19 protein-coding genes are annotated in these 20,189 nt (G+C 65.9%); 11 read left to right on the top strand and 8 right to left on the bottom strand.

Annotated elements, in window-relative coordinates; translation table 11 throughout:
• Positions 1-6 precede the first annotated feature (6 nt).
• On the bottom strand, positions 7-1,020 hold the full coding sequence (hemH, locus tag H8M03_RS10435; RefSeq protein ID WP_187479376.1) for a ferrochelatase: 1,014 nt from the start codon (positions 1,018-1,020) through the stop codon (positions 7-9).
• A complete protein-coding gene (locus tag H8M03_RS10430; RefSeq protein ID WP_187479375.1) occupies positions 1,017-2,672 on the bottom strand; it encodes a class I adenylate-forming enzyme family protein in 1,656 nt (551 codons plus the stop codon). Before H8M03_RS10430 ends, hemH begins: the two co-directional genes overlap by 4 nt.
• Before the next feature lie 69 nt (positions 2,673-2,741).
• Between H8M03_RS10430 and lgt the strand changes: the two genes are divergently transcribed.
• From lgt to H8M03_RS10400, 6 genes are all read left to right on the top strand, one after another.
• The gene (lgt, locus tag H8M03_RS10425) at positions 2,742-3,626 is read left to right on the top strand and encodes a prolipoprotein diacylglyceryl transferase (protein WP_187479374.1); all 885 of its coding nucleotides are present in this window, start codon (positions 2,742-2,744) and stop codon (positions 3,624-3,626) included.
• Positions 3,623-4,600, top strand: a complete 978-nt coding sequence (locus tag H8M03_RS10420; RefSeq protein WP_246448852.1) for a class I SAM-dependent methyltransferase — start codon at positions 3,623-3,625, stop codon at positions 4,598-4,600. Before lgt ends, H8M03_RS10420 begins: the two co-directional genes overlap by 4 nt.
• Positions 4,597-5,361 carry a peptidoglycan editing factor PgeF gene (gene pgeF / locus H8M03_RS10415; protein ID WP_187479372.1) on the top strand — a complete coding sequence of 255 codons (765 nt, stop codon included), beginning with the start codon at positions 4,597-4,599 and terminating at the stop codon, positions 5,359-5,361. The genes H8M03_RS10420 and pgeF overlap by 4 nt, the downstream gene beginning before the upstream one ends.
• Before the next feature lie 92 nt (positions 5,362-5,453).
• Complete coding sequence (locus tag H8M03_RS10410) at positions 5,454-5,609, top strand: Flp family type IVb pilin (protein WP_187479371.1); 156 nt, start codon at positions 5,454-5,456, stop codon at positions 5,607-5,609.
• Positions 5,610-5,665: 56 nt separating this feature from the next.
• On the top strand, positions 5,666-6,976 hold the full coding sequence (locus tag H8M03_RS10405) for a cystathionine gamma-synthase family protein (RefSeq protein ID WP_187479370.1): 1,311 nt from the start codon (positions 5,666-5,668) through the stop codon (positions 6,974-6,976).
• A 125-nt stretch (positions 6,977-7,101) separates the two neighbouring features.
• Entirely contained in the window at positions 7,102-7,899 is a 798-nt protein-coding gene (locus H8M03_RS10400) for a L,D-transpeptidase family protein (protein ID WP_187479369.1), read from the top strand.
• 39 nt (positions 7,900-7,938) lie between these two features.
• Here H8M03_RS10400 and H8M03_RS10395 read toward each other — a convergent pair whose 3' ends face one another.
• The 3 genes from H8M03_RS10395 to H8M03_RS10385 are packed head-to-tail and all read right to left on the bottom strand — an operon-like array spanning position 7,939 to position 10,479.
• Positions 7,939-8,610, bottom strand: a complete 672-nt coding sequence (locus H8M03_RS10395; RefSeq protein ID WP_187479368.1) for an HAD family hydrolase — start codon at positions 8,608-8,610, stop codon at positions 7,939-7,941.
• A complete protein-coding gene (locus tag H8M03_RS10390) occupies positions 8,603-9,376 on the bottom strand; it encodes a nucleotidyltransferase family protein (protein ID WP_187479367.1) in 774 nt (257 codons plus the stop codon). The genes H8M03_RS10395 and H8M03_RS10390 overlap by 8 nt, the downstream gene beginning before the upstream one ends.
• The gene (locus tag H8M03_RS10385) at positions 9,373-10,479 is read right to left on the bottom strand and encodes a CDP-alcohol phosphatidyltransferase family protein (protein ID WP_187479366.1); all 1,107 of its coding nucleotides are present in this window, start codon (positions 10,477-10,479) and stop codon (positions 9,373-9,375) included. The genes H8M03_RS10390 and H8M03_RS10385 overlap by 4 nt, the downstream gene beginning before the upstream one ends.
• A gap of 95 nt (positions 10,480-10,574) precedes the next feature.
• On the opposite strand from H8M03_RS10385, the gene H8M03_RS10380 reads away from it, so the two are divergent.
• From H8M03_RS10380 to H8M03_RS10365, 4 genes are read left to right on the top strand one after another with little or no spacing between them, the layout of a single operon-like run.
• Entirely contained in the window at positions 10,575-11,669 is a 1,095-nt protein-coding gene (locus H8M03_RS10380; RefSeq protein ID WP_187479365.1) for an ABC transporter permease, read from the top strand.
• Positions 11,666-12,469: an ABC transporter ATP-binding protein gene (locus H8M03_RS10375; protein WP_187479364.1), complete on the top strand. Its 804-nt coding sequence runs from the start codon at positions 11,666-11,668 to the stop codon at positions 12,467-12,469. Before H8M03_RS10380 ends, H8M03_RS10375 begins: the two co-directional genes overlap by 4 nt.
• The gene (locus H8M03_RS10370) at positions 12,469-13,422 is read left to right on the top strand and encodes an MlaD family protein (protein WP_187479363.1); all 954 of its coding nucleotides are present in this window, start codon (positions 12,469-12,471) and stop codon (positions 13,420-13,422) included. Before H8M03_RS10375 ends, H8M03_RS10370 begins: the two co-directional genes overlap by 1 nt.
• A complete protein-coding gene (locus H8M03_RS10365) occupies positions 13,419-14,009 on the top strand; it encodes an ABC-type transport auxiliary lipoprotein family protein (protein WP_187479362.1) in 591 nt (196 codons plus the stop codon). Before H8M03_RS10370 ends, H8M03_RS10365 begins: the two co-directional genes overlap by 4 nt.
• Positions 14,010-14,210: 201 nt before the next feature.
• Here H8M03_RS10365 and pepN read toward each other — a convergent pair whose 3' ends face one another.
• From pepN to H8M03_RS10350, 3 genes are read right to left on the bottom strand one after another with little or no spacing between them, the layout of a single operon-like run.
• Positions 14,211-16,796, bottom strand: a complete 2,586-nt coding sequence (gene pepN, locus H8M03_RS10360; RefSeq protein ID WP_187479361.1) for an aminopeptidase N — start codon at positions 16,794-16,796, stop codon at positions 14,211-14,213.
• 22 nt (positions 16,797-16,818) lie between these two features.
• Positions 16,819-17,742, bottom strand: coding sequence for a DMT family transporter (locus H8M03_RS10355; RefSeq protein WP_187479360.1), 924 nt, complete (start codon positions 17,740-17,742; stop codon positions 16,819-16,821).
• Complete coding sequence (locus H8M03_RS10350; RefSeq protein WP_187479359.1) at positions 17,739-18,740, bottom strand: threonine aldolase family protein; 1,002 nt, start codon at positions 18,738-18,740, stop codon at positions 17,739-17,741. Before H8M03_RS10350 ends, H8M03_RS10355 begins: the two co-directional genes overlap by 4 nt.
• Positions 18,741-18,991: 251 nt before the next feature.
• On the opposite strand from H8M03_RS10350, the gene H8M03_RS10345 reads away from it, so the two are divergent.
• Positions 18,992-20,146: a tyrosine-type recombinase/integrase gene (locus tag H8M03_RS10345; protein ID WP_187479358.1), complete on the top strand. Its 1,155-nt coding sequence runs from the start codon at positions 18,992-18,994 to the stop codon at positions 20,144-20,146.
• The last annotated feature ends 43 nt before the right edge of the window (positions 20,147-20,189 follow it).

The raw sequence follows: 20,189 nt of genomic DNA, 5'->3' as shown, positions 1-20,189 counted from the left end.
CGGCACCTATGCCTGCGGCACCCAGCCTGCAAGTTCGCGGCGCACGAGCATCTCCAGCATGTGCATTCCTTCGGGTGAATCGTTGAGGCAATCGAGCCGCGCGAACCGGGTCCCGCCCGCGCTCAGGAACGTGTCGCGGCCGCGAATGTCGAGCTCCTCCAGAGTCTCCACGCAATCGGCCGAAAAGCCGGGCGCGGCGATCGCCAGCCGGGTTACGCCCTGGCCCGGATAAGCAGCAAGCATCGTGTCGGTCGCGGGCTCCAGCCACTTGGCCCGGCCGAACCGCGACTGAAAGGCGATGTCGGTGGGAATATCGAGCCGTTCGCCGACCAGCCGCGCGGTCTTGCGGCAATGGCAATGATAGGGATCGCCAAGTTCCAGCGTGCGCTTGGGCATGCCGTGGAAACTGAGCAGCAGTTTCTGCGGTTCGAAGTCGAGCTGGCGAAGCTGGATTTGCAGGCTTTCGACCAGCGCGTCGATGTGGAGCGGATCGTCGTAATAGGGCGGGAGAGTGCGGATCGCGGGTTGCCAGCGCAACGCGGCGAGTGCGGCGAACACCGCATCGTTCGCACTGGCCGTCGTGGCCGCGCAATATTGCGGATAGAGCGGCGCGGTCAGGATCCGGTCGCACCCGGCGGCGAACAGCCGGTCGAGCGCTCCGGCAATGCCCGGATTGCCATAGCGCATCGCATGTTCGACCAGCACCGCGTCGCCCAGCTGCTGTTGCAGCGCCAGCGCCTGACGCCGGGTGATCGCGGCCAGCGGCGAGCCCTCTTCGGTCCACACCTGGCCATAAGCATGCGCCGACTTCTTCGGCCGCACGCGAAGCACGACGCCGTGGAGGATCGGCCGCCACAGCCAGCGCGGGATTTCGATCACGCGCGGATCGGTCAGGAATTCGCCAAGGTAGCGCCGCACCGCTCCGGGGTCCGGAGCGTCGGGCGTGCCGAGGTTGATCAGCAATACTCCGACGCGGCCGTGCCTAACGTCGGGATGGTCCGGCGGCGCCGCGCTGGTCATCCGTTGGCGAACCGCGACTTCAGCGACACCCGGTCGATCTTGCCCGTTCCCAGCCGGGGCAGCGGATCGGCGGAGAAGTACACCCGCGCCGGGATTTTGAAGGCGGCCAGGCGCGACGACAGGAATTGGCGCAGATCCTCTTCGTCGATGTCCTCGGCGCCGTGGATCACGGCGACCGGGACTTCGCCAAGGCGCTCGTCCGGGGCTGCGAAAACGGAGGCTTCCGCGACGCCGGGATGCTCGTAGATCGCCGCCTCGACCTCCGCCGCCGCGATATTCTCGCCGCCGCGAATGATGATGTCCTTCTTGCGGTCGACGATGAACAGATAATCGTCTTCGTCGAGGTAGCCGATGTCGCCAGTGCGGACGAACCCGTCGTCGGTGAAGGCAGCCTTGGTCGCTTCGGGGTCGCGCCAGTAACCGCTGAAGTTGGCGGCGGAGCGGATGCCGATTTCTCCGCGCTCGCCGGCGGGCAAATGGCGGTCGCCGTCGCCCAGAATCGCGATCTCGACAAAGGGACGCTGCGGGCGCCCGGTCGAATCGGGCTTGTCGGCGTAGTTGGTCCAGAAATTGCCGCAGCCGACCGCGTTGGTTTCCGTGAGCCCATAGCCGAGCGCGGGCTGCGCGCTGCGGAACGTGTCCTTGAGCCGCTGCACATGGCTGACCGGGCGCGGCGCACCGCCAGCGGCGACGTCGGTCATCGACGACAGGTCGTACTTGTCGCGATCGGGGTGGGTCATCAGCTCAAGGCTCATTGTCGGCACACCGACGAAATAGGTGATCTTCTCCTTTTCGATCAGGCGCAGCGCTTCGCCGGCATCCCATTTGGGCATGACAACCATGCCGCGACCGATGACGAAGCTGTTGATCAGCACCGGCACTTCGCCCGTGACGTGGAATAGCGGCACGCTGAGCAACGTGCGGGGCGGCGCCGGCGGCCGGCCTTCGCCTTCCAGGATCGCCTTCAGCGCCATCAGGTTGGTGGCGTAGATGTACGCCCCGGTCGTCACCGCGCGATGGGTGGAAATCGCCCCCTTCGACTGGCCGGTCGATCCCGACGTGAACAGCAAGGTCGCATCGTCGTCCGGCGCGACTTCGGGAAGCGGGGCCCGGCTCCCTTCCAGCAGCGGCTGCAGCGCCGTTTCGAGCGGCTTGGCAACGTCGAGCGAGACGACGTCAAGATCGCCGCACTTATCGCGGATCCGCGCGGCGCGCGGGCCGTCGGCGATGACCAGCACCGGTTCGCTCAGGCGCAGCGCATGCTCCATCTCATGCGCCTGCCACCAGCCGTTGAGCAGGGTCGCCACCCCGCCCGCCTTGAGGATCGCCATGTAGCTGACGACCCATGACGGGCAGTTGCGCATGGCGATGCCCACGCGGTCGCCCTTGCCGATCCCACGCCCGGCCAGTGCTCCGGCCAGATCTTCCGACCAGCGGTCGAGGTCGGCGAACGTCAGCCGCTCGTCGTCCGCGACCAGCGCTTCGACATCGGCGTAGAGCGCGCAAAAGGTGCGGAACAGCAGCGGCAGAGTGGCCGGAAAGTTGCCGACGATGGCGCGGCCGCGATCGTCCTGGTCGACGATCACCCGGCCGCCGGGACCGAAGATGGCGGCGAGCGTTTGATCGAACTTGCGATCCAGATCGCTGGCCATGTCCTGCTTTGCTCCCGTTTGTTTTTGCCGATAGGCACCTTATGAGGCGCAAACCGAAAAGGGAAAGACTTGCAACCGACCGCCGCCCCATCGAGCCACATTGCCTGGACCGACCTTGGCCTGTCGCCGGTCGCGCTCGACCTCGGCGTGTTCGAACTGCGCTGGTACAGCCTTGCCTATCTGGTCGGCGTTTTCGCCGGTTATTGGTACATGCTCAAATTGCTCGGCCGGCCCGGCGCGCCGATGGCCAAGCGCCATGCCGAGGACCTGGTGTTCTACGCCTTCCTCGGCATTCTGCTCGGCGGGCGCCTCGGCTACGTCCTGTTCTACAATCTTGGCTTCTACCTCCAGAACCCGATCGAGGTGTTCAAGCTGTGGGACGGCGGCATGTCCTTCCACGGCGGCCTTCTCGGCGTCGTGGTCGCGATCTTCTATCTTGCGCGCAAAGAGAAGCTGTCGGCCCTGCGCATCCACGATTACGTCGCCTGCGTGGCGCCGATCGGGCTGTTCCTTGGCCGGGTCGCCAACTTCGTCAATCATGAGCTGTGGGGTGCCGTCACCGACGTACCGTGGGCGGTGCGCTTTCCAGAGATGATTGCCGGCCAGTATGCGCTTGGCCCCCCGCGTCATCCGACGCAGCTGTACGAAGCCATTCTCGAAGGCCTGGTGCTGTTCGCAATCCTCGCCTTCATGTTCTGGAAGACCGATGCGCGGTACAAGCCGGGGCTGCTCGTCGGCACCTTCGGGCTGGGCTACGGCCTGTTTCGCTTCCTCGTCGAATTCGTGCGCGAACCGGACGCGCAATTCGCCGGCACGATGTTCGAGCGCGCCGGGCTGCACATGGGCCAATGGCTGTCCCTACCGCTGATCCTTGGCGGCCTCTATCTGATGTGGACGGCCAAGGGACGTCGGGTCCGGATCGAGCCGACCGCCGGAACCGCGAGCGTCGCGTGACCCCGCTGGAGCGCGCGCTCCGGGACCGCATTCGCGCCGAGGGTCCGATCACGGTCGAAGCCTTCATGCAGGCCTGCAACGATTATTATTACGCCACGCGCGATCCGCTGGGGGCGCGCGGCGACTTCATCACCGCACCCGAGATCAGCCAGATGTTCGGCGAACTGATCGGGGCCTGCCTTGCCGATTGCTGGGCCCGCGCGGGCAAGCCGGAAGGCGCCGCTTATGTCGAGCTTGGCCCAGGCCGCGGGACACTTGCCGCGGACGCGCTTCGGACGATGCGCCTGGCAGGACTCGATCCGGCGGTGCATTTCGTCGAGACCAGCCCGGTGTTGCGCAAGGCGCAGGCCGACGCCGTGCCCGGCGCGCAGTGGCATGATTCGGTCGATGCCCTTCCCGACTCCCCTCTGCTTCTGCTGGCCAACGAATTTCTCGACGCGCTGCCGGTGCGGCAATTCGCCAACGGGATCGAGCGCAAGGTGATTGTGGCCGGCGGTGGCCTCGCCTTCGACCGCGACTTCAACATCGTCGAGGACTCCCCGTCCCGCGATGAGGCCGTGGCCCTGCTGGCGAGGCGGATCTCGGACACCGGCGGTGCTGCGATCGTGATCGATTACGGTCATGCCAGGTCCGCCGCCGGCGAGACCCTTCAGGCGGTGCGCGGCCACGCCTTTGCCCCGGTTCTCGACAAGCCCGGCGAGCAGGATCTGACGGCGCACGTCGATTTCGAAGCGGTGTCGCGCGCCGCCAGCGCTGCGGGCGCCGCGGTCACGCCGGTGACGACGCAGGGCGCCTGGCTCCAGCGGTTGGGCATCGACGCCCGGGCAAGGTCGCTGACCGCTGCAAGCCCCGAGCGCGCCGACGAGATCGCGGCGGCGCGCGACCGGCTGTGCGATCCGGCGGCGATGGGTGAGCTGTTCAAGGTCATCGCAATCCACGCGCCGGACTGGCCGGCGCCGGCGGGTTTCGAATGAGCGTCGAGGTCGTCCGCGCCGCCGCGCTCGCCGCCGCCGAGCACGGCTTCCTCGGCCGGACCGGCGGCGTTTCGACCGGCGAGCTGGCCGGGCTGAACGTCGGCACCGGCAGCAGCGACGACCGCGAGGCGATCGCCGAGAACCGCCGGCGGGCAGTCGCTGCGGTCCTTCCCGGCGCGAATCTGGCGACAGTCCACCAGGTCCATTCGGCCGAAGCCGTCTACGTCGCCCAGCCCTGGCCGCAGGAAGAACGCCCCAAGGCGGACGCAATGGTCACTGACCGGCCGGGCCTGCTGCTCGGCATCCTCACCGCCGATTGCGCGCCGGTGCTGTTCGCCGATTTCGAAGCCGGAGTCGTGGGCGCGGCGCATGCCGGCTGGCGCGGTGCCTTCGCCGGCGTGACCGATTCCACCATCGCCGCCATGGAAGGGATCGGCGCCAGACGCGAGCGTATCGCGGCTGCGATCGGTCCGTGCATCGCGATGCCAAGCTATGAGGTCGACGCCGCCTTCCGCGACCGCTTCATCGATGCCGATCCGGCCAACGACCGCTTCTTCGTCCAGGCTGCGGCGGAAACGCTGCATTTCGACTTGCCGGCCTACGTTCGTCACCGGCTGGTCGCGGGCGGGGTCGAGGAAGTGGAGACGATCCATCTCGACACCTATTCCAGTCCCGATCGCTTCTACAGTTTCCGCCGGTCGACCCACCGGGGCGAGGCCGATTACGGGCGGCAGGTCGCGCTGATCGGCCTCAAGCGCTGACTGTTCCAGGCTGGCACAGTGCGGAATGTGCCGTGGCGGGCCGGGGCTCGCCTTTCTAAATCGCTTCCAGACATGGTTTCGGAGGCGTTAAAGTGCCCAGCATCACCAAGCTCCTGCGCAACGACAGCGGCGCGACCACGATCGAATATGCGGCGATCGCCTCGCTGGTCTCGATCGTCGCCATCGGCGCCTTCAACACGATCGGCTCGGCCGTCACCGACTTCTTCACTGCCGTTCCAAGCTTCTGACCGACCGCGGCGATAGCGGCTGGATGCAACGCCCGTTGTTCGGCTAGAGCCGGGTGATGAACGAAAACGAAGCCGAACTCAGCGGAGCGCCCCAGAAGCGTTCGCCCAAGCCGTCGCCGACCAAGATCGGCAATCACCAGCTTAGCCCTTCGACCCTGATGATGGGTTACGGCTTCGATCCGGAATTGAGCGAAGGCTCGCTCAAGCCGCCGATTTTCCTCACCTCGACATTCGTGTTCGAGAACGCGGCCGCGGGTAAGCGCTTCTTCGAAGGCGTCACCGGCAAGCGTCCGGGCGGCGCGGAAGGCCTGATCTATTCGCGCTTCAACGGTCCCAACCAGGAAATCCTCGAAGACCGGTTGAGCATCTGGGAAGACGCCGACGACGCGCTCGCTTTTTCCAGCGGCATGTCGGCCATCGCCACCCTCTTCCTGACCTTTTGCAAGCCCGGCGACGTCATCGTCCATTCGGGCCCGCTGTATGCGGCGACCGAGACCCTGATCGCCAAGATTCTCGGCAAGTTCGGCATCACCTATATCGACTTCCCCGCCGGCTCGACCCGCGAGGAGATCGACGTCGTGCTGGACAAGGCAAAGGGCATGGGCCGGGTCGCGCTCATTTATCTTGAAAGCCCGGCCAACCCGACCAACGCCCTGGTCGATGTCGAAGCGGTCGCCGCAGCGCGCAAGGCCGCTTTCCCCGGTGACGACAAGCCGCCGATCGCGATCGACAACACCTTCCTCGGACCGCTGTGGGCCAAACCCATCGCTCAGGGCGCCGACCTGACCATTTACAGCCTGACCAAATATGCGGGCGGGCACAGCGACCTGGTCGCTGGCGGGCTGGTCGGCAACAAGGAGATGATCAACCAGGTGCGGACGATGCGAAACACGTTCGGCACCATCTGCGACCCGAACACCGCGTGGATGCTGCTGCGCAGCCTCGAAACGCTTGAGCTGCGCATGGAGAAGGCCGGCACAAACGCGGAAAAGGTCTGCGCCTTCCTGCGCGACCATCCGAAGGTCGAAACGGTCGGCTATCTCGGCTTCCTCGAGGAAGGGTCGCGCCAGGCGGACATCTACAACCGCCACTGCACCGGCGCCGGCTCCACCTTCTCGCTGTACCTCAAGGGCGGCGAGCGCGAGGCGTTCGCGTTCCTCGACGCGCTGAAGATCGCGCACTTGGCCGTCAGCCTCGGCGGCACCGAAACGCTGGCCAGCGCGCCCGCGGCAATGACGCACCTGTCGGTCCCGGACGAGCGCAAGCAGGCGCTTGGCATTACCGACAATCTGGTGCGGATTTCGATCGGCGTGGAAAATGCCGACGACCTGATCGCCGACTTCGAGAACGCCCTGCAATCGGTCTAGGCGCGCCAGCCGTCCCCTCTTTCGAATCGCGTTCACCTTTGGCTTTTCGAATTAAGTCAAGCCGAAATTGAACCGTCCGCCGGTCAAGGCGTTGAACGACAAAACGATTTTAAAGAGATTTCGAAGTGAAACTGGACCTGAGGCACGTGCTTTGCGCGGCGCTGGCGATCGCCCTCGTTCCGGCGACCCCGGCCGCAGCCGAGCAATTTAGCTCTACTTCCACCCCGGCCATCGGTTCGGCCGGCGCAGCCCTTTCGCCCGGCTTGGCCGCGCGTCCGGTGACGGCGCCGCGCTCGGTGCTGGTCGACGCCGCGTCGGCGACCATGTTCATGATGGAAAACGGCCGCGTCGTCGACACGATGAAGGTCATCGTCGGCAAGCCCGACTCCGCCACGCCGGAATTGAAGACTGCACTCACTTTTGCGACCTTCAACCCGTTCTGGCACGTGCCGCCCGATATCGCCCGCACGCTGACCGCGCCGAACGTGGTCAAACATGGCACGCAATATCTCGAAGACCGCGGCTATGAAGTGGTCACCAGCTTTGACGAGAATGCACGCGTGGTCGACCCCTCCACTGTCGACTGGCAGGCCGTGGCCGATGGTCAGGAGACCGTTCTGGTCCGCCAGCGGCCGGGACCCGCCAACTCGATGGGCAAGATGAAATTCAGCCTGCTGAATGCCAACGGCATCTACCTGCACGACACGCCGCGCAAGGCGCTGTTCGAGAAGGAAAACCGTAGCCTTAGCGCCGGTTGTATCCGCCTTGAGGACGCTCCGCGCTTTGCGCAGTGGCTGCTGGGCGAGAATGGCGCGCCTGACGCGTCCGCCCCCGAGCAGCGCGTGTCGCTGAAGCGGATGGTTCCGGTGACCGTCACCTACCTCAGCAGCGGCGCAAGGATGCAGCTCGCCTCGCTGCGCTAGTCGGCTTCGCAATTACCGAACTGCGCGAACGCTTTTCGATCAACTCCAGTCCTCGATCGCCCAGCCGCGACGCTGCGCGAGGCGCTTGAGCTTGTCGTGCGGGTTCACCGCCACCGGCTCGTCCGCCCATTCGAATGTCGGAGCGTCGGACGCATGGTCGGAGTAGAAGCGGACATGGCCGTGCTTGCCGAGCAGCCCAGAGCGTTCGACCCATTCGGAAATCATCCACAGCTTGGCCGGGCCATAGCAATTGTCGCCGTCGATCTTGGCGGCGACGCGGTCGTCGAGACCGATCACCGAGCCGGTGGCGATGACATCGTCGAAGCCGAGCCGCTGCGCGATGGCGTCGGCGTATAAGCGGTAGGACGCGGTCGCGAGCACCAGCCGCCGGCCTTGCCCGCGGTCGCGGTCGATCGCCCGGCGCGCGCCGGGACGGACGTTGCCGGCCACGGTCTGGTCGGCGAAGCTGTCGGCCAGCGGCTTGAGCGTCGCGGCGCTGATATGCCGCCCGACCAGCAGCGCCTGGCACATCTCCTTCAGCCGGCCGCGGTCGTAGAGTTTGAGCAGATAGCCAAGCATCGCCAGCGCCACGAGCGGCAGGAACAGCAGCCGCCATTGCTGCCGGCGAAGCGCGCAATGGATCAGGAACGGCGTGTAGGTCGGCAGTCGGGTGATCGTCCGGTCGAGGTCGTAAACGGCAAGGTCAGCCATCGGTACGCTCCGCCAGCAGGCGTTCGACCAGATAATGATCGGCCAGCTTGTCGACATCGACTGCGGCCAGCGGGTCGGACAGGTCGATCGCCTCGACCTTCGCGCCAAGCCGTTCGCCGACCGCATCCAGCGTCTGGTGGATGGTGCGGAGCCGGAGCGCCGCGCCGAGGAAATTGGTTGGGCCCAGCGCCCATAGCAACGACCAGGCCTTCTTGCGGTCCTGTTCGACCGACCGCCATAATTCCAGCGCCGGAAGCACTTTCTTGCCGCTGAGCATGAACATGTTCGCCCCGCTGTAGGCACCGGACCGGAACGGGATCCATGTCCGCTGCGATTCGGGCAGGCGCGCCATTAGCGTCTCGCGCTCGACCACGCCGACGGCGATGTCGGCGACTTCCGACAGGTCGCAGAATTCGTCGATCATCTCGCGATCGAGCAGGACATGGTCGGCCGTGGTGACGAACAACGGCCAGTCGACCGAACCGTCGAACAGCAATGTTTCGAGCGTCGCCGCAATGCTTGGTCCGGACGCCGCGACGACCAGGTCGGGATGCGCCGGCAGGGCCGCGCCGATCCGTTCGGGTTCCTGCGCCAGCACGCGCACCTGGCCGAAGCGTCCGGAATCCAGCAGCGCGTCGACCGGCCAGCGGACCATCGGCTTGCCGCCGACGGATACCAGCGCCTTGAGGTCGGTGCCGAAGGCGGCGGCAAGCGGATCGCTGCCCGGCCGCGACCCCGCAAGGACGATGGCCGTCGGCTTGCTCACGTCAGCCAGGAAACCGGCGTCTTGCCGCGCCACGCCTGCATTTCCGCCTGCGCCAGCCGCACGCCGTGGAAGATCAGGCTGACGATGGTCCACAGCGCCAGCAGTTCGAGCCCGACGTCGGGCCGGCCGGCGAGCAGCGCGAAGAACAGGATCACCATGTTGGGGTTGCGGCGGGCGGTGATCAGCCGGAACTGGCTGTCGATACGCCGCCACACGTGGATGTGCATGCCGAACCGGGCCATGAACAGGCCTTCGATGACCCGTTGCGCGACATAGCCGACGACGATCGCCGCCAGGAGCATCGTCGCATAAACCGGCTCCAGCGGCGTTCCGTATGCGCCGAGGCCGTGCGCCCATGCCCACCACCAGAACGGCGGGTGCACGAGGTCGATGCCATGGTCGAAGACGTTGCCCCATTTGGACGAGGCGCCGGTACAGCGCGCCAGCTTTCCGTCGACGGTGTCGAGCACCATGAAGATGAAGCCCGCGGCCATCCCGAGCCAGTAATTGCCGAACCAGAAGTAGAAGAACGCCAGTGCGCACAGCGCCGCGCCGACCCCGGTGACCGCGTTCGGCGCAAGGCCCATCTGCGCTGCCCAGCGGGTCATGTAGAAGGCCGGTTTGCGCCACAGGTAGAGCGTCAGCACGTCGGTGACGCCCTTGTAGGACGCGTCATAAGCGGCGCGTTCGACCGCGTCGGCGCTGTCCGGTCCGAGCGGCAGGACGAACGGCCGCTCGCGCTTGCGCAACTCGTGATAATTGACCTCGGCAGTCTCGCTGTCGACCGCCTCAAGGGCGGCGAGGCTGCCGCCGCTGCCCAGCATCGCCTGTTCGACCGGCGCGGGATCGGTCCCTTCCGGTACATGTGCCAGTACGGGCTGACTGCCGCTGACCAGTACGGTGCCGGGCCGGCGGGCGATTTCCTTCAGCCACGCCGGGTCCCAGGCGAAATCCATATTGGCCAGCAGAACGGCGCCGTTGCCCGCATCGCCGAAGCCGGCATTGGCGGCGATACGGCGCGCACGCTCGGTCGAATCCATCCCGAACAGCAAGGTCGGGTTGGCGCCAACGGGTCGGAAGGCAGGGTTTTCGGTCGCGGTCATCTGGCGCGCTTCTTAGGCACCGCCAGCGCCGCGTGAAAGTGGCAGTGTCGACTGACGCTTGTGGGAACCCACGTTTTCGGACAGTCTCCCCCGCGATGAGCCGCCACGGGGATGAAGAGGGAGACGGTGCGACCTACCGCTTGGCGGGGGCGATCACCATTGCGCGCGCCGCCAGCACCGCTCGAGAGATCGATCACGAGCCCGATCCGTTGACCATCGACCTTAGCGGGGTCAAGCGCATGGACACCGTCGGCGCCTGGCTGGTCTATCGCACCGTCCGCGACCGCGGCGCCCGCGTCATCGGCGTCAGCGACGAAATTCGCAGCCTGCTCGACCAGGTCGCGGAATCGGACAAGCCGGTCAAAGTCCGGCCCGAGGAACGCGCCGGCTTCATTCGCGTGCTGCGCGAACTGGGCGAATGGGTCGCCGAAACGGGGGTCACGCTGGTCGGCCTGGTCGGCTTCCTCGGCGCGACGCTCATTGCCTTCGCCAACCTCATTCGCCGGCCCAAGCGCTTTCGCATCAACGCCGTGGTCCAGCGGTTCGACGTCGTCGGAGTCCGCGCGCTCGGCATCATCGGCCTGATGAGCTTCCTTATCGGCATCGTCGTCGCCCAGCAGGGCGCGGTGCAGCTGCAGCAGTTCGGCGCCGAGATTTACACCATCAACCTGATCGGCCGGATCACGGTGCGCGAACTGGGTACGCTGATGACCGCGATCATGGTCGCCGGCCGGTCCGGCTCCGCTTTCGCCGCGCAGATCGGGACGATGAAGATCACCGAGGAAATCGACGCCATGCGGACCATCGGCGTGTCGCCGATCGAAGCGCTCGTCATTCCGCGGATGATCGCGTCGGTGATCATGATGCCGCTGCTCGCCTTCTGGGCGATGTTCACCGCGCTGATCGGCGGCGGCATCTTCGTCTGGCTGGTGCTCGGAATCCCGCCGTTCACCTACATCCGCCGACTGCAGGAAGTGGTCCCGCCGACCGATTTGTGGATCGGGCTGATCAAGGCGCCGGTGTTCGGCTTCATCATCGCGCTCGCCGGCTGCTTCCAGGGCATGATGGTCGAAAGCAATTCCGAAGAGGTCGGCCTGCGCACCACCACGGCGGTGGTCCAGTCGATCTTCCTGGTGATCGTTATCGACGCGATCTTCGCCGTCTTCTTCAGCTCGCTGGGGTGGCGATGACAGCCCACGAATCCAAGGACTGCGAGCCGGTCATCACCATCCGCGGATTGCGCAACAGCTTCGGCGAGGCCGTTATCCACGAAAATCTCGACCTGACCGTATGCAAGGGTGAGATCCTTGGCGTCGTCGGCGGGTCGGGCACCGGCAAGTCGGTGCTGATGCGATCGGTCATCGGCCTGCAGAGCCCCGAATCCGGCGAAATCGAAGTGCTCGGCGAGAGCATGATCGACCGCGACGAGGACGAGGCCAAGAACATTCGCCGCCGCTGGGGCATCCTGTTCCAGGCCGGTGCGCTGTTTTCGACGCTGACCACCGCGGAAAACGTCGAAGTGCCGATCCGTGAATATTTCCCGTTCATCAGCAAGGAGCTGATGGACGAGATTGCGGGATTCAAGATCGCGATGAGCGGGCTTCCGCCCGACGCCGGGCCAAAATTCCCGTCCGAACTGTCGGGCGGCATGATCAAGCGCGCCGGCCTCGCCCGCGCACTCGCGCTCGATCCGGAGCTGCTGTTCCTCGACGAACCGACCGCTGGCCTCGACCCGATCTCGGCGGCAGCGTTCGATGAGCTGATCCGGTCGTTGCAGAAAAAGCTGGGCCTGACCGTGTTCCTGATCACGCATGACCTCGACACGCTCTACGCCATCTGCGACCGTGTCGCCGTGCTTGCCGACAAGAAAGTGATAGCGGTCGGGACGATCCCCGAACTATTGGCCACGGACCATCCGTGGATTCAGGAATATTTCAACGGCCCCCGGGGCCGCTCCGCGGCGGATACCGCTAAGAAAGTCGACGCCTGATGGAAACGCGCTCGAATTACGTGCTGGTCGGTGCAGTGACGCTGGCGATGCTGGCGGGCCTGCTGGTGTTCGCGGTCTGGCTTGCCGGGCTTTCGGACCGCGAGACCAAATGCTTCGACATCTACTTCGCGCAGGCCGTCGGCGGCCTCAACAAGGGGTCGGCCGTCAGCTACTCCGGCGTCCCGGTCGGCCAGGTGCAGCAGATTTCGCTGATGCCGCAGCGGCCGGAATTCGTGCACGTCCGCATCGAGGTTGAGGAAGACACGCCGGTACTGCGCGGCACGACCGCGGAAATCCACGGCGTCGGCTTCACCGGCGTCAGCGAGATCCAGCTGGCCGGCGGCGCCCGCGGCGCCCAGGCGATCACCGAGACCGGCCCGCAGGGCTGCCCGGTCATCCCGTCGAGCACCAGCGGCCTTGGCGCCCTGCTCAACAGCGCGCCGGAGCTGATGGACCGCATCCAGCGGCTGACCGAGCGGCTGACCGAATTGCTCAGCGACAAGAACCAGAATGCGGTCGCCGACATCCTCGAGAATATCGAGCGCACCAGCCAGGTGCTGGCCGACCGCGCGCCGGAACTGGGCGACGCCATCGCCGACGCGCGCATCGCGGTGCGCAACGCCGGCGAGGCTGCGGGCCAGGTCAGCACGCTGGCGGACAGCACCAACCGGCTGGTCATCGAACAGGGCGAACCTGCGGCCAAGGACCTGCGCGTGGCGATCGCTTCCGTGCAGCGCGCGGCGGACAATCTCGACGCGATGATCGCCGACACGCGGCCGGGCGTCCAGAATTTCAGCAAGTCGACATTGCCCGAAATCAATCGGCTGGTGCGCGACATGCGCGGGCTGACGACCTCGCTGGAAGGCGTGACCAACCGCGTCGAGCAGGGCGGGATCAGCGGCGCGCTGGGTCCAGAAAAGCTGCCTGACTACAAACCGGGGAAGACGAAATGACGAGGCTTCTGCGTATCGGAACGGCGCTTGCGCTCGCGGCGTCGGTTTGCGGATGTTCGCTGCTTGGCGGCGGCAAGACCCCGGACACGCTCTATACCCTGACCCCCGAAGCGCCGTTCACCGCGCAGACCCGGTCGGTCGCGGTCGGTCAGACCGTGACCATCCGCACGCCGGTCGTGCCGAAGGAACTGCGAGTGCTGCGCGTGCCGGTGCAGGTGAGCCCGACCAACGTCGAATATGTGACCGACCTGCAATGGGTCGATACGCCGGACAAGCTGTTCCAGAAGCTGGTTGAAGAGACGGTTCGCCGCAAGACCGCGCGCGTGGTGCTCGATCCAGCCCAGGCCTCGCTCGATCCCGGTCTGGTCGTGACCGGCGAACTCAACCGCTTCGGCTATGACGCGCAGACCGGCATGGTCGTCGTCCAGTATGACGCGGCCATGGCGACGCAGGGCGGCACCCATGTCGAAAACCGCCGCTTCGAAAGCACGATCCCGTCCAGCCCCGACGCCGCCAACGTCGGCACCATGCTAAACGCCGCCGCCAACCGCGTGGCGACCGAAGTGGCGGCCTGGATCGGGGGGTGATCGAGCGAGCGTGCTGGCGGCAGCGCGCGCTGTCATTCCTTCGGGACGCAATATTGTCGTAATGCCGCCGGGCCGATGGCCGAGTTGCCGCTCTTCCAGCAGCGCTTGATGCGCCCCACTTGGTAGAGGATCCCGCCAATAAGGACAGCGGCCCCGAGAACGATTAGAATTAGCGTCCCCGGTGTCTTGTTTTGCGGGTCGTTACCCCCCCAAGCTTTTACTCGCCTGCTCGTGGACGTCCTTGGACAGTCCCGGCGTGGCGACGATGCGTTCCAGCTGCTCGCGCATCAGCGCCTGGCGCTGGTCGTCGAAACGCTTCCAGCGTCCGAGCGGCGGGACCATTCTGGCGGCGACTTGCGGATTGACCTTGTCGGCTTCGAGAATGAGGTCGGTGAGGAAGCGATAGCCTTCGCCCGACGCGTGATGCAGCGCCCACTGGTTCATCCCGAACACGCCCGCGACCGAACGCAGCCGGTTGGGATTGGCGAACGTGAACCGCTCGTGACGGATCAGCTCGCGGACCTGGTCCAGGGCATCCGGCCGCTGCGCCATCGCCTGCACCCCGAACCATTTGTCGATCACCAGCGGATCGTCCGCGTGGCGGCGATAGAAGGCTTCCAGCGCCGCGACCCGCTCCGGCATGTCGAGCGACGCCAGCACGCGCAGCGCGCCGGACCGGTCCGTCATGTTGTCGGCAGCATCGAATTGCACCTTGGCCAGCCGGGCGCCGGCCTGGGCGTCGGCCGCGGCGAGGAAATCGAGCGCGATCGAGCGCAGGCGGCGGGTACCCTTCGCCCGCGACGACAGGTCGCTGCCCGGGGCGCCGCCTTCGCGCTGGGCGCTCGACAATTCGTCGGACAGGCGCGCGCCGATCGCCGCGCGCAGCCTCTCACGCGCGCCGTGAATGGCATCGGGATCGACCCGGTCCATGCGGTCGCCGATCACCGCCTCGCTCGGCGGCAGGATCGCTTCTGCCTTCAGCGCGGCGTCGAGCTGGTTGGATCGCAACGTGTCGCCCACGGCGCGGATGACGGGTTCGATATCCGCTACCTCACCCTGCGCGGCGGCGATCAGCCAGCGCATCATCAGTTCCTGGATCGCTTCGTAGCGGGCGAACGGATCGCTATCGCTGGCCGCGAGCTTCTCCAGCTCCCCGGCCCGGCGATCGACCTGCAAGTCCACCGGGGCGGAGAAGCCGCGGTTGATTGACAGCAACGCGGGTTCATCCAGACCGTCGAATTCGACCGTGTCGTCGGCGGCGTCGAGGATCACCAGCCGTTCCGGCGCGATCTCCGCACCGCTGCGCTCGCCGATCAGCGCCACTTTGAGCGGGATCGGCATCGGTTGTTTGACCGGGTGGCCGGGCGTCGGCGGGACCGTCTGGGCCAGCTTCAGCACCGCCGTGCCGCCATCCTGGTCGAGGCTGGCCGTCACCTTCGGCGTGCCGGCCTGCGAATACCATAGCTTGAGGTGGGTCAGATCGACACCGCTGGCATCTTCCAGCGCCTTGACGAAATCGTCGCAGGTCGCGGCTTCGCCGTCATGGCGGTCGAAATAAAGGTCGGTGCCGGCGCGGAATTTGTCGGGACCAAGGATGGTCCGCATCATCCGGATCAGCTCGGCGCCCTTGTTGTAGACGGTGGCGGTGTAGAAGTTCGAAATTTCCACATAGCTGTCGGGCCGTACCGAATGGGCCAGCGGCCCCGAATCTTCCGGAAACTGGATCGCGCGCAGCGTGCGCACGTCGTCGATGCGCTTGACCGCGGGGCTGCCGGTGTCGGCGGAGAATCCTTGGTCGCGGAAGACCGTGAAGCCTTCTTTCAGGCTCAGCTGGAACCAGTCGCGGCAGGTGACCCGGTTGCCAGACCAATTGTGGAAATATTCGTGGGCGACGACCCGCGCGATATTGTCGAAATCGGTGTCGGTCGCGGTGTCGGGGTCGGCCAGCACATACGCCGTGTTGAAGACGTTCAGGCCCTTGTTCTCCATCGCGCCCATGTTGAAATCGCTGACGGCAACGATGTTGAACAGGTCGAGGTCGTATTCGCGGCCGTAGGTTTCCTCGTCCCAGGCCATCGATTGCTTGAGCGCAGCCATCGCATGGCCGGTCCGCGGCAGGTCCGCTTCGCGCACCCAGATGTTGAGATCGACCTTGCGGCCGCTCCTGGTCGTGAAGCTGTCATGGTTCGGCTTGAGATCGCCCGCGACCAGCGCGAACAGATAGGACGGCTTGGGGAACGGGTCTTCCCATTCCGCCCAATGGCGCGCCCCGTCCTCGCCCGTGCGCAGCGGATTGCCGTTGGTCAGCAGGATCGGGAACGCCGCCTTGTCGCCCGTCATGCGCACCGCATATCGGCTCAGCACGTCGGGACGATCGGGGAAGAAGGTGATGCGGCGGAAGCCTTCGGCCTCGCACTGCGTGCACAGCATGCCGTTGGAGGCGTAAAGCCCCATCAGCTTGCTGTTGCTGGCCGGGTAAATGGCGACTTCGGTTTCGACCCTCGCCCGATCGCCGGCGACGGCGACGACCAATGTGTCGCCGTCCATCGACCAGTCCGCATCCTGGCCATCCACACGGACCGCCAGCGGCTGGATCTCGTCCCCGTCGAGCCGCAGCGGGCGGTCGTGCCCGCCGTTGCGTTCAACAGTCAGCGTCGCTTTCACCCGCGTCGTTTCGATCCCCAGGTCGAAGTCCAGCGCGATGGCCGGCACCAGCCAGTCGGGCGGGCGGTAATCCTGGCGGCGGAATTCTGTGTGGGTTGGGTTCTGCGGGGCTTCCGCGTTCATTCTGACGTCCATGGCCAGGGACTTAGGCGGCGTCGGGCGCCGCCACAACCGCGCGGCTCCGGCTTAGCGCTCCGACCATTCCGCCGAGCGCAAGCAGGGCGCCCGCCGCGGCGACCGGGGTCCAGCGATAGCCTTCGAGCCAAGTCGAGAAACCCATCGCAATGATCGGCACCAGCACGCTGGAATAGGCCGCCTTGCCCGGCCCGATCTTGCGCACCACCGGCAGATACAGGCTGAACGCCAGCGCGGAGGCGAACAGCGCGAGGTAGACGAGCCCGAGCCAGTAGCCGAACCGGGTTTCGATGACCGGCGGGCCGGCGACGGCCAGCGCAATGATGCTGTCGAACAGGGCGCCAAACAGCATTGCCCAGGCGAGCAGCGCGAACAGCGGGTAGCGCCGGACGCGATCGATCGCCTGAAAGACATTGGCCGCCGACGCACCGAGCATCCCGCCAAGGGTCAGGGCAATGCCGATCAGGATGCCGGCCGACCGGTCGGGATTTTCGCCCAGTTCGTGCGCGAACAGCAAGGCGATGCCGGCGACCGCGACCAGCGAGCTGATCGCGAACCGCGCGCCCGGCCGCTGGCCCAGCACTGCCCAGGCAAGCAGGCTGTTGGGAATCAGCAACAGCGCGAACACCGTCGCCACCAGCCCCGACGTGATGTGATGTTCGGCGGCGTAGACGGCGTGAAAGTTGATCACGAACTGGAGCACGCCAAGTACGGCCGCCGCGGCGAAGCCGGCGCGGTCGAGCCGCAGCGAATGGCCCTTCCACACCGCCACCGCGGCCATCGCCAGTCCGGCGATGATGAAGCGGTAGGCGATCGACCATTGCGCCGGGACGGTGCCCAGCTGATCGCGGATGACGATCCAGGTCGATCCCCAGATGACGGTGAAAATGATGAATGGAACGACGACCGACAGGTCGACGCGCGGTCGGCTCACAAGGCGGCAATCGCCGCGGCGAGCTTTTCCACCGGCTCGCCCGACTGGTCCCAGCTGGTCACCAACCGGATTTCGCCCGGCGCCCAGTCGTAGAAGTCGAAACCCGCGGCGCGCAGCGACGCGGCTTCGTCCGCCGACACGTTAAGGAAGATCTCGTTGGCTTCGACCGGGTAGACCAGCCGGTCCGGCGCGGCATCGGCCAGCATATGGGCCGCGGCGTTGGCGGCCCGCGCGGTGTCGAGCCACAGCCCGTCGTCGAGCATTGCCAGGATCTGTGCCGCAAGCATCCGGCCCTTGGACAGCAAGTGGCCCGCCCGCTTGCGGCGGACGGCGATTTCGTCGGCCAGGTCCATGTCGAACAGGACCAGCGCTTCGGCGTTGAGCCCGCCGTTCTTGACGAAGCCGAAAGACAAGGCGTCGACGCCGGCCCGCCAGGTCACGTCGGCGGGGTCGGCACCGGTGCTGACGATGGCGTTGGCGAAGCGCGCCCCGTCCATGTGGAAGCCGAGCCCGCGCGCCCGAGCGATATCGCCCAATGCCGCCACCTCGTCGGGTACATAAGCGAGCCCATATTCGGTGGCGTTGGTGATCGACAGCGCGCGCGGCTGGACCTGATGGACGTCGGCACGCACCCGGTCGCAGGCGGCATTGACGGCGTCGGGCGTCACTTTGGCTCCGGGCCCGTCGACCAACATCAGCTTCGCACCGTGCGTGAAGAAGGCCGGGGCCCCGGCCTCGTCATTCTCGATATGCGCATCCTTGTGGCAGACGATGGCGCCGAACGGCGGGCACAGGGCGGCCAGCGCAAGGCAGTTGGCAGCCGTGCCGGTCGTTACCCACAGCGCCCGGGCCGGCGTTCCGAACAGGTCGGAGAAAGCGCCGTCGAGCTGCCGGCTCCAGCCGTCGCCGTCATAAGCGGTGTCGAGCCGATTGGCGCGCTCGATAGCCTGCAGCACCCTGGGGTGCGCCGGCGCGGCATTGTCGGAGAAGAAACGCATCGTCGCGCTCAACCGTAATGATGCCCGCTTGGCAAGCGGGGGTTTTTCACGGTCAAGAGAAAATGGTGCTGCCGGTGAGGATTGAACTCACGACCTCAGCCTTACCAAGGCGCAGGCCCGAAATCCCACTGCGTTTCTCCACGTCTCTTCCTGTCTATAGATTTCAATCAGTTGGATAGCTATAGGGTCTCTCGAAGACCCGTTTGAGCCCGCGACAGCCTAGCTCAAACGGCCCCGGAAGGGCCCCCGAAATGCTTTTGACTGATGTGAAGGTTCGGAATGCTCGACCTCTGCCTGGAAAGCGTGTTGAACTGCCGGACGGCCATGGCCTGACCCTGAGAGTGTCGCCAGATGGACGCAAGAGCTGGAGCGTGACGTATCGGGTGGCCGCCGGAGGTGACTTCGATCCGGTTCTTGGCAGGAACAGAGCCGGCGCTAAACGGCGTATCACTCTGGGCTATTGGCCGGCAATGACCTTGGCCGAAGCCCGAGCTGCTGCGTTGGCAATTCGGGCCAAGGCACTCAGCGGCAGTGAGCCCCGCCCGCCGTCGAGTCGACAGCCGACGACCGTAAAGGAGTTGATCGCCGCCTACTGCGACAACGTGAAGGTGAAGCTGCTGCGTGAAAAGAGGCGCCTTCTGGAGAACTATGTTGAGCCAAAATGGGGTCGACGCGACCTCAGCAGCCTGTCCCGCGGAGAACTCGCTCAGCTGCTACAGCCGCTTGCGCCATCTCGGCAGTTTGAGGTCCGCAAGCAAGTTGTCGCGATGTTCAACTGGGCCGCCGACCACGGCTTTGTGGAGGTCAATCCGTTTGCCGGCATGCGTCTCAGGATCGCTATGAAGCCGCGGGAAAGGGCCCTCACGCTCGGAGAGGCAAAGCAGGTTTACGCTGCCGCTGCTCAGCTGGGTTACCCCTTCGGGCCCATTTACCAGCTCTTGTTGCTGACAGGTTGCCGCTTACGAGAGATCGCAAGCGCCAGGCGCGGCTGGCTGCATGGTGACGAGCTGATCGTACCAGGGAGCGAACGGAAAAACGGCCGACCGCATGTGGTGCCACTTCCCCCAGCGGCTGCAAAAATCATGAGTTCACTGCCGTCACAAGAGGGACCTTACCTATTCTCGACAACAAATGGCGCGCGGCCGGTGTCGGGATTCTCGAAGGCGAAGAAGAAGCTGGACAAGTCGCTCCCGCAAGACTTTGCGACCTTCGTCATCCACGACTTCCGGAGGACGGTCCGTACGCAGCTATCGAGAGCGGGTGTGGACGCGATGACTGCTGAGCTCGTCCTGGGTCACCAGCTGTCAGGCTTGCTCGGGGTGTACGATCGCTATGAGCGGATGAAGGAGCGGCGCTTGGCATTGGCGACCTGGGCGAAGTTGCTAAAGGAGCCTAGTAAAAGCTAGCTTGGCGCCGACTCGGATTGGCACCGCGACTTGCCCGAGGGCG

Source organism: Sphingomonas sabuli (assembly GCF_014352855.1).
GTDB lineage: Bacteria > Pseudomonadota > Alphaproteobacteria > Sphingomonadales > Sphingomonadaceae > Sphingomicrobium > Sphingomicrobium sabuli.
Note: the sequence above shows the minus strand (reverse complement) of the source record. Positions and strands in the feature narration are given on the sequence as shown.

Bases quoted from the DNA above. Each gene is read 5' to 3' on its own strand.
- H8M03_RS10375 (WP_187479364.1), top strand. From the start codon at position 11,666: ATGACAGCCCACGAATCCAAGGACTGCGAGCCGGTCATCACCATCCGC.
- pgeF (WP_187479372.1), top strand. From the start codon at position 4,597: ATGAGCGTCGAGGTCGTCCGCGCCGCCGCGCTCGCCGCCGCCGAGCAC.
- H8M03_RS10405 (WP_187479370.1), top strand. From the start codon at position 5,666: ATGAACGAAAACGAAGCCGAACTCAGCGGAGCGCCCCAGAAGCGTTCG.
- H8M03_RS10370 (WP_187479363.1), top strand. From the start codon at position 12,469: ATGGAAACGCGCTCGAATTACGTGCTGGTCGGTGCAGTGACGCTGGCG.
- pepN (WP_187479361.1), bottom strand. From the start codon at position 16,796: ATGAACGCGGAAGCCCCGCAGAACCCAACCCACACAGAATTCCGCCGC.
- H8M03_RS10430 (WP_187479375.1), bottom strand. From the start codon at position 2,672: ATGGCCAGCGATCTGGATCGCAAGTTCGATCAAACGCTCGCCGCCATC.
- H8M03_RS10365 (WP_187479362.1), top strand. From the start codon at position 13,419: ATGACGAGGCTTCTGCGTATCGGAACGGCGCTTGCGCTCGCGGCGTCG.
- H8M03_RS10395 (WP_187479368.1), bottom strand. From the start codon at position 8,610: ATGGCTGACCTTGCCGTTTACGACCTCGACCGGACGATCACCCGACTG.
- H8M03_RS10350 (WP_187479359.1), bottom strand. From the start codon at position 18,740: ATGCGTTTCTTCTCCGACAATGCCGCGCCGGCGCACCCCAGGGTGCTG.
- H8M03_RS10380 (WP_187479365.1), top strand. From the start codon at position 10,575: ATGAGCCGCCACGGGGATGAAGAGGGAGACGGTGCGACCTACCGCTTG.
- H8M03_RS10385 (WP_187479366.1), bottom strand. From the start codon at position 10,479: ATGACCGCGACCGAAAACCCTGCCTTCCGACCCGTTGGCGCCAACCCG.
- H8M03_RS10345 (WP_187479358.1), top strand. From the start codon at position 18,992: ATGCTTTTGACTGATGTGAAGGTTCGGAATGCTCGACCTCTGCCTGGA.
- hemH (WP_187479376.1), bottom strand. From the start codon at position 1,020: ATGACCAGCGCGGCGCCGCCGGACCATCCCGACGTTAGGCACGGCCGC.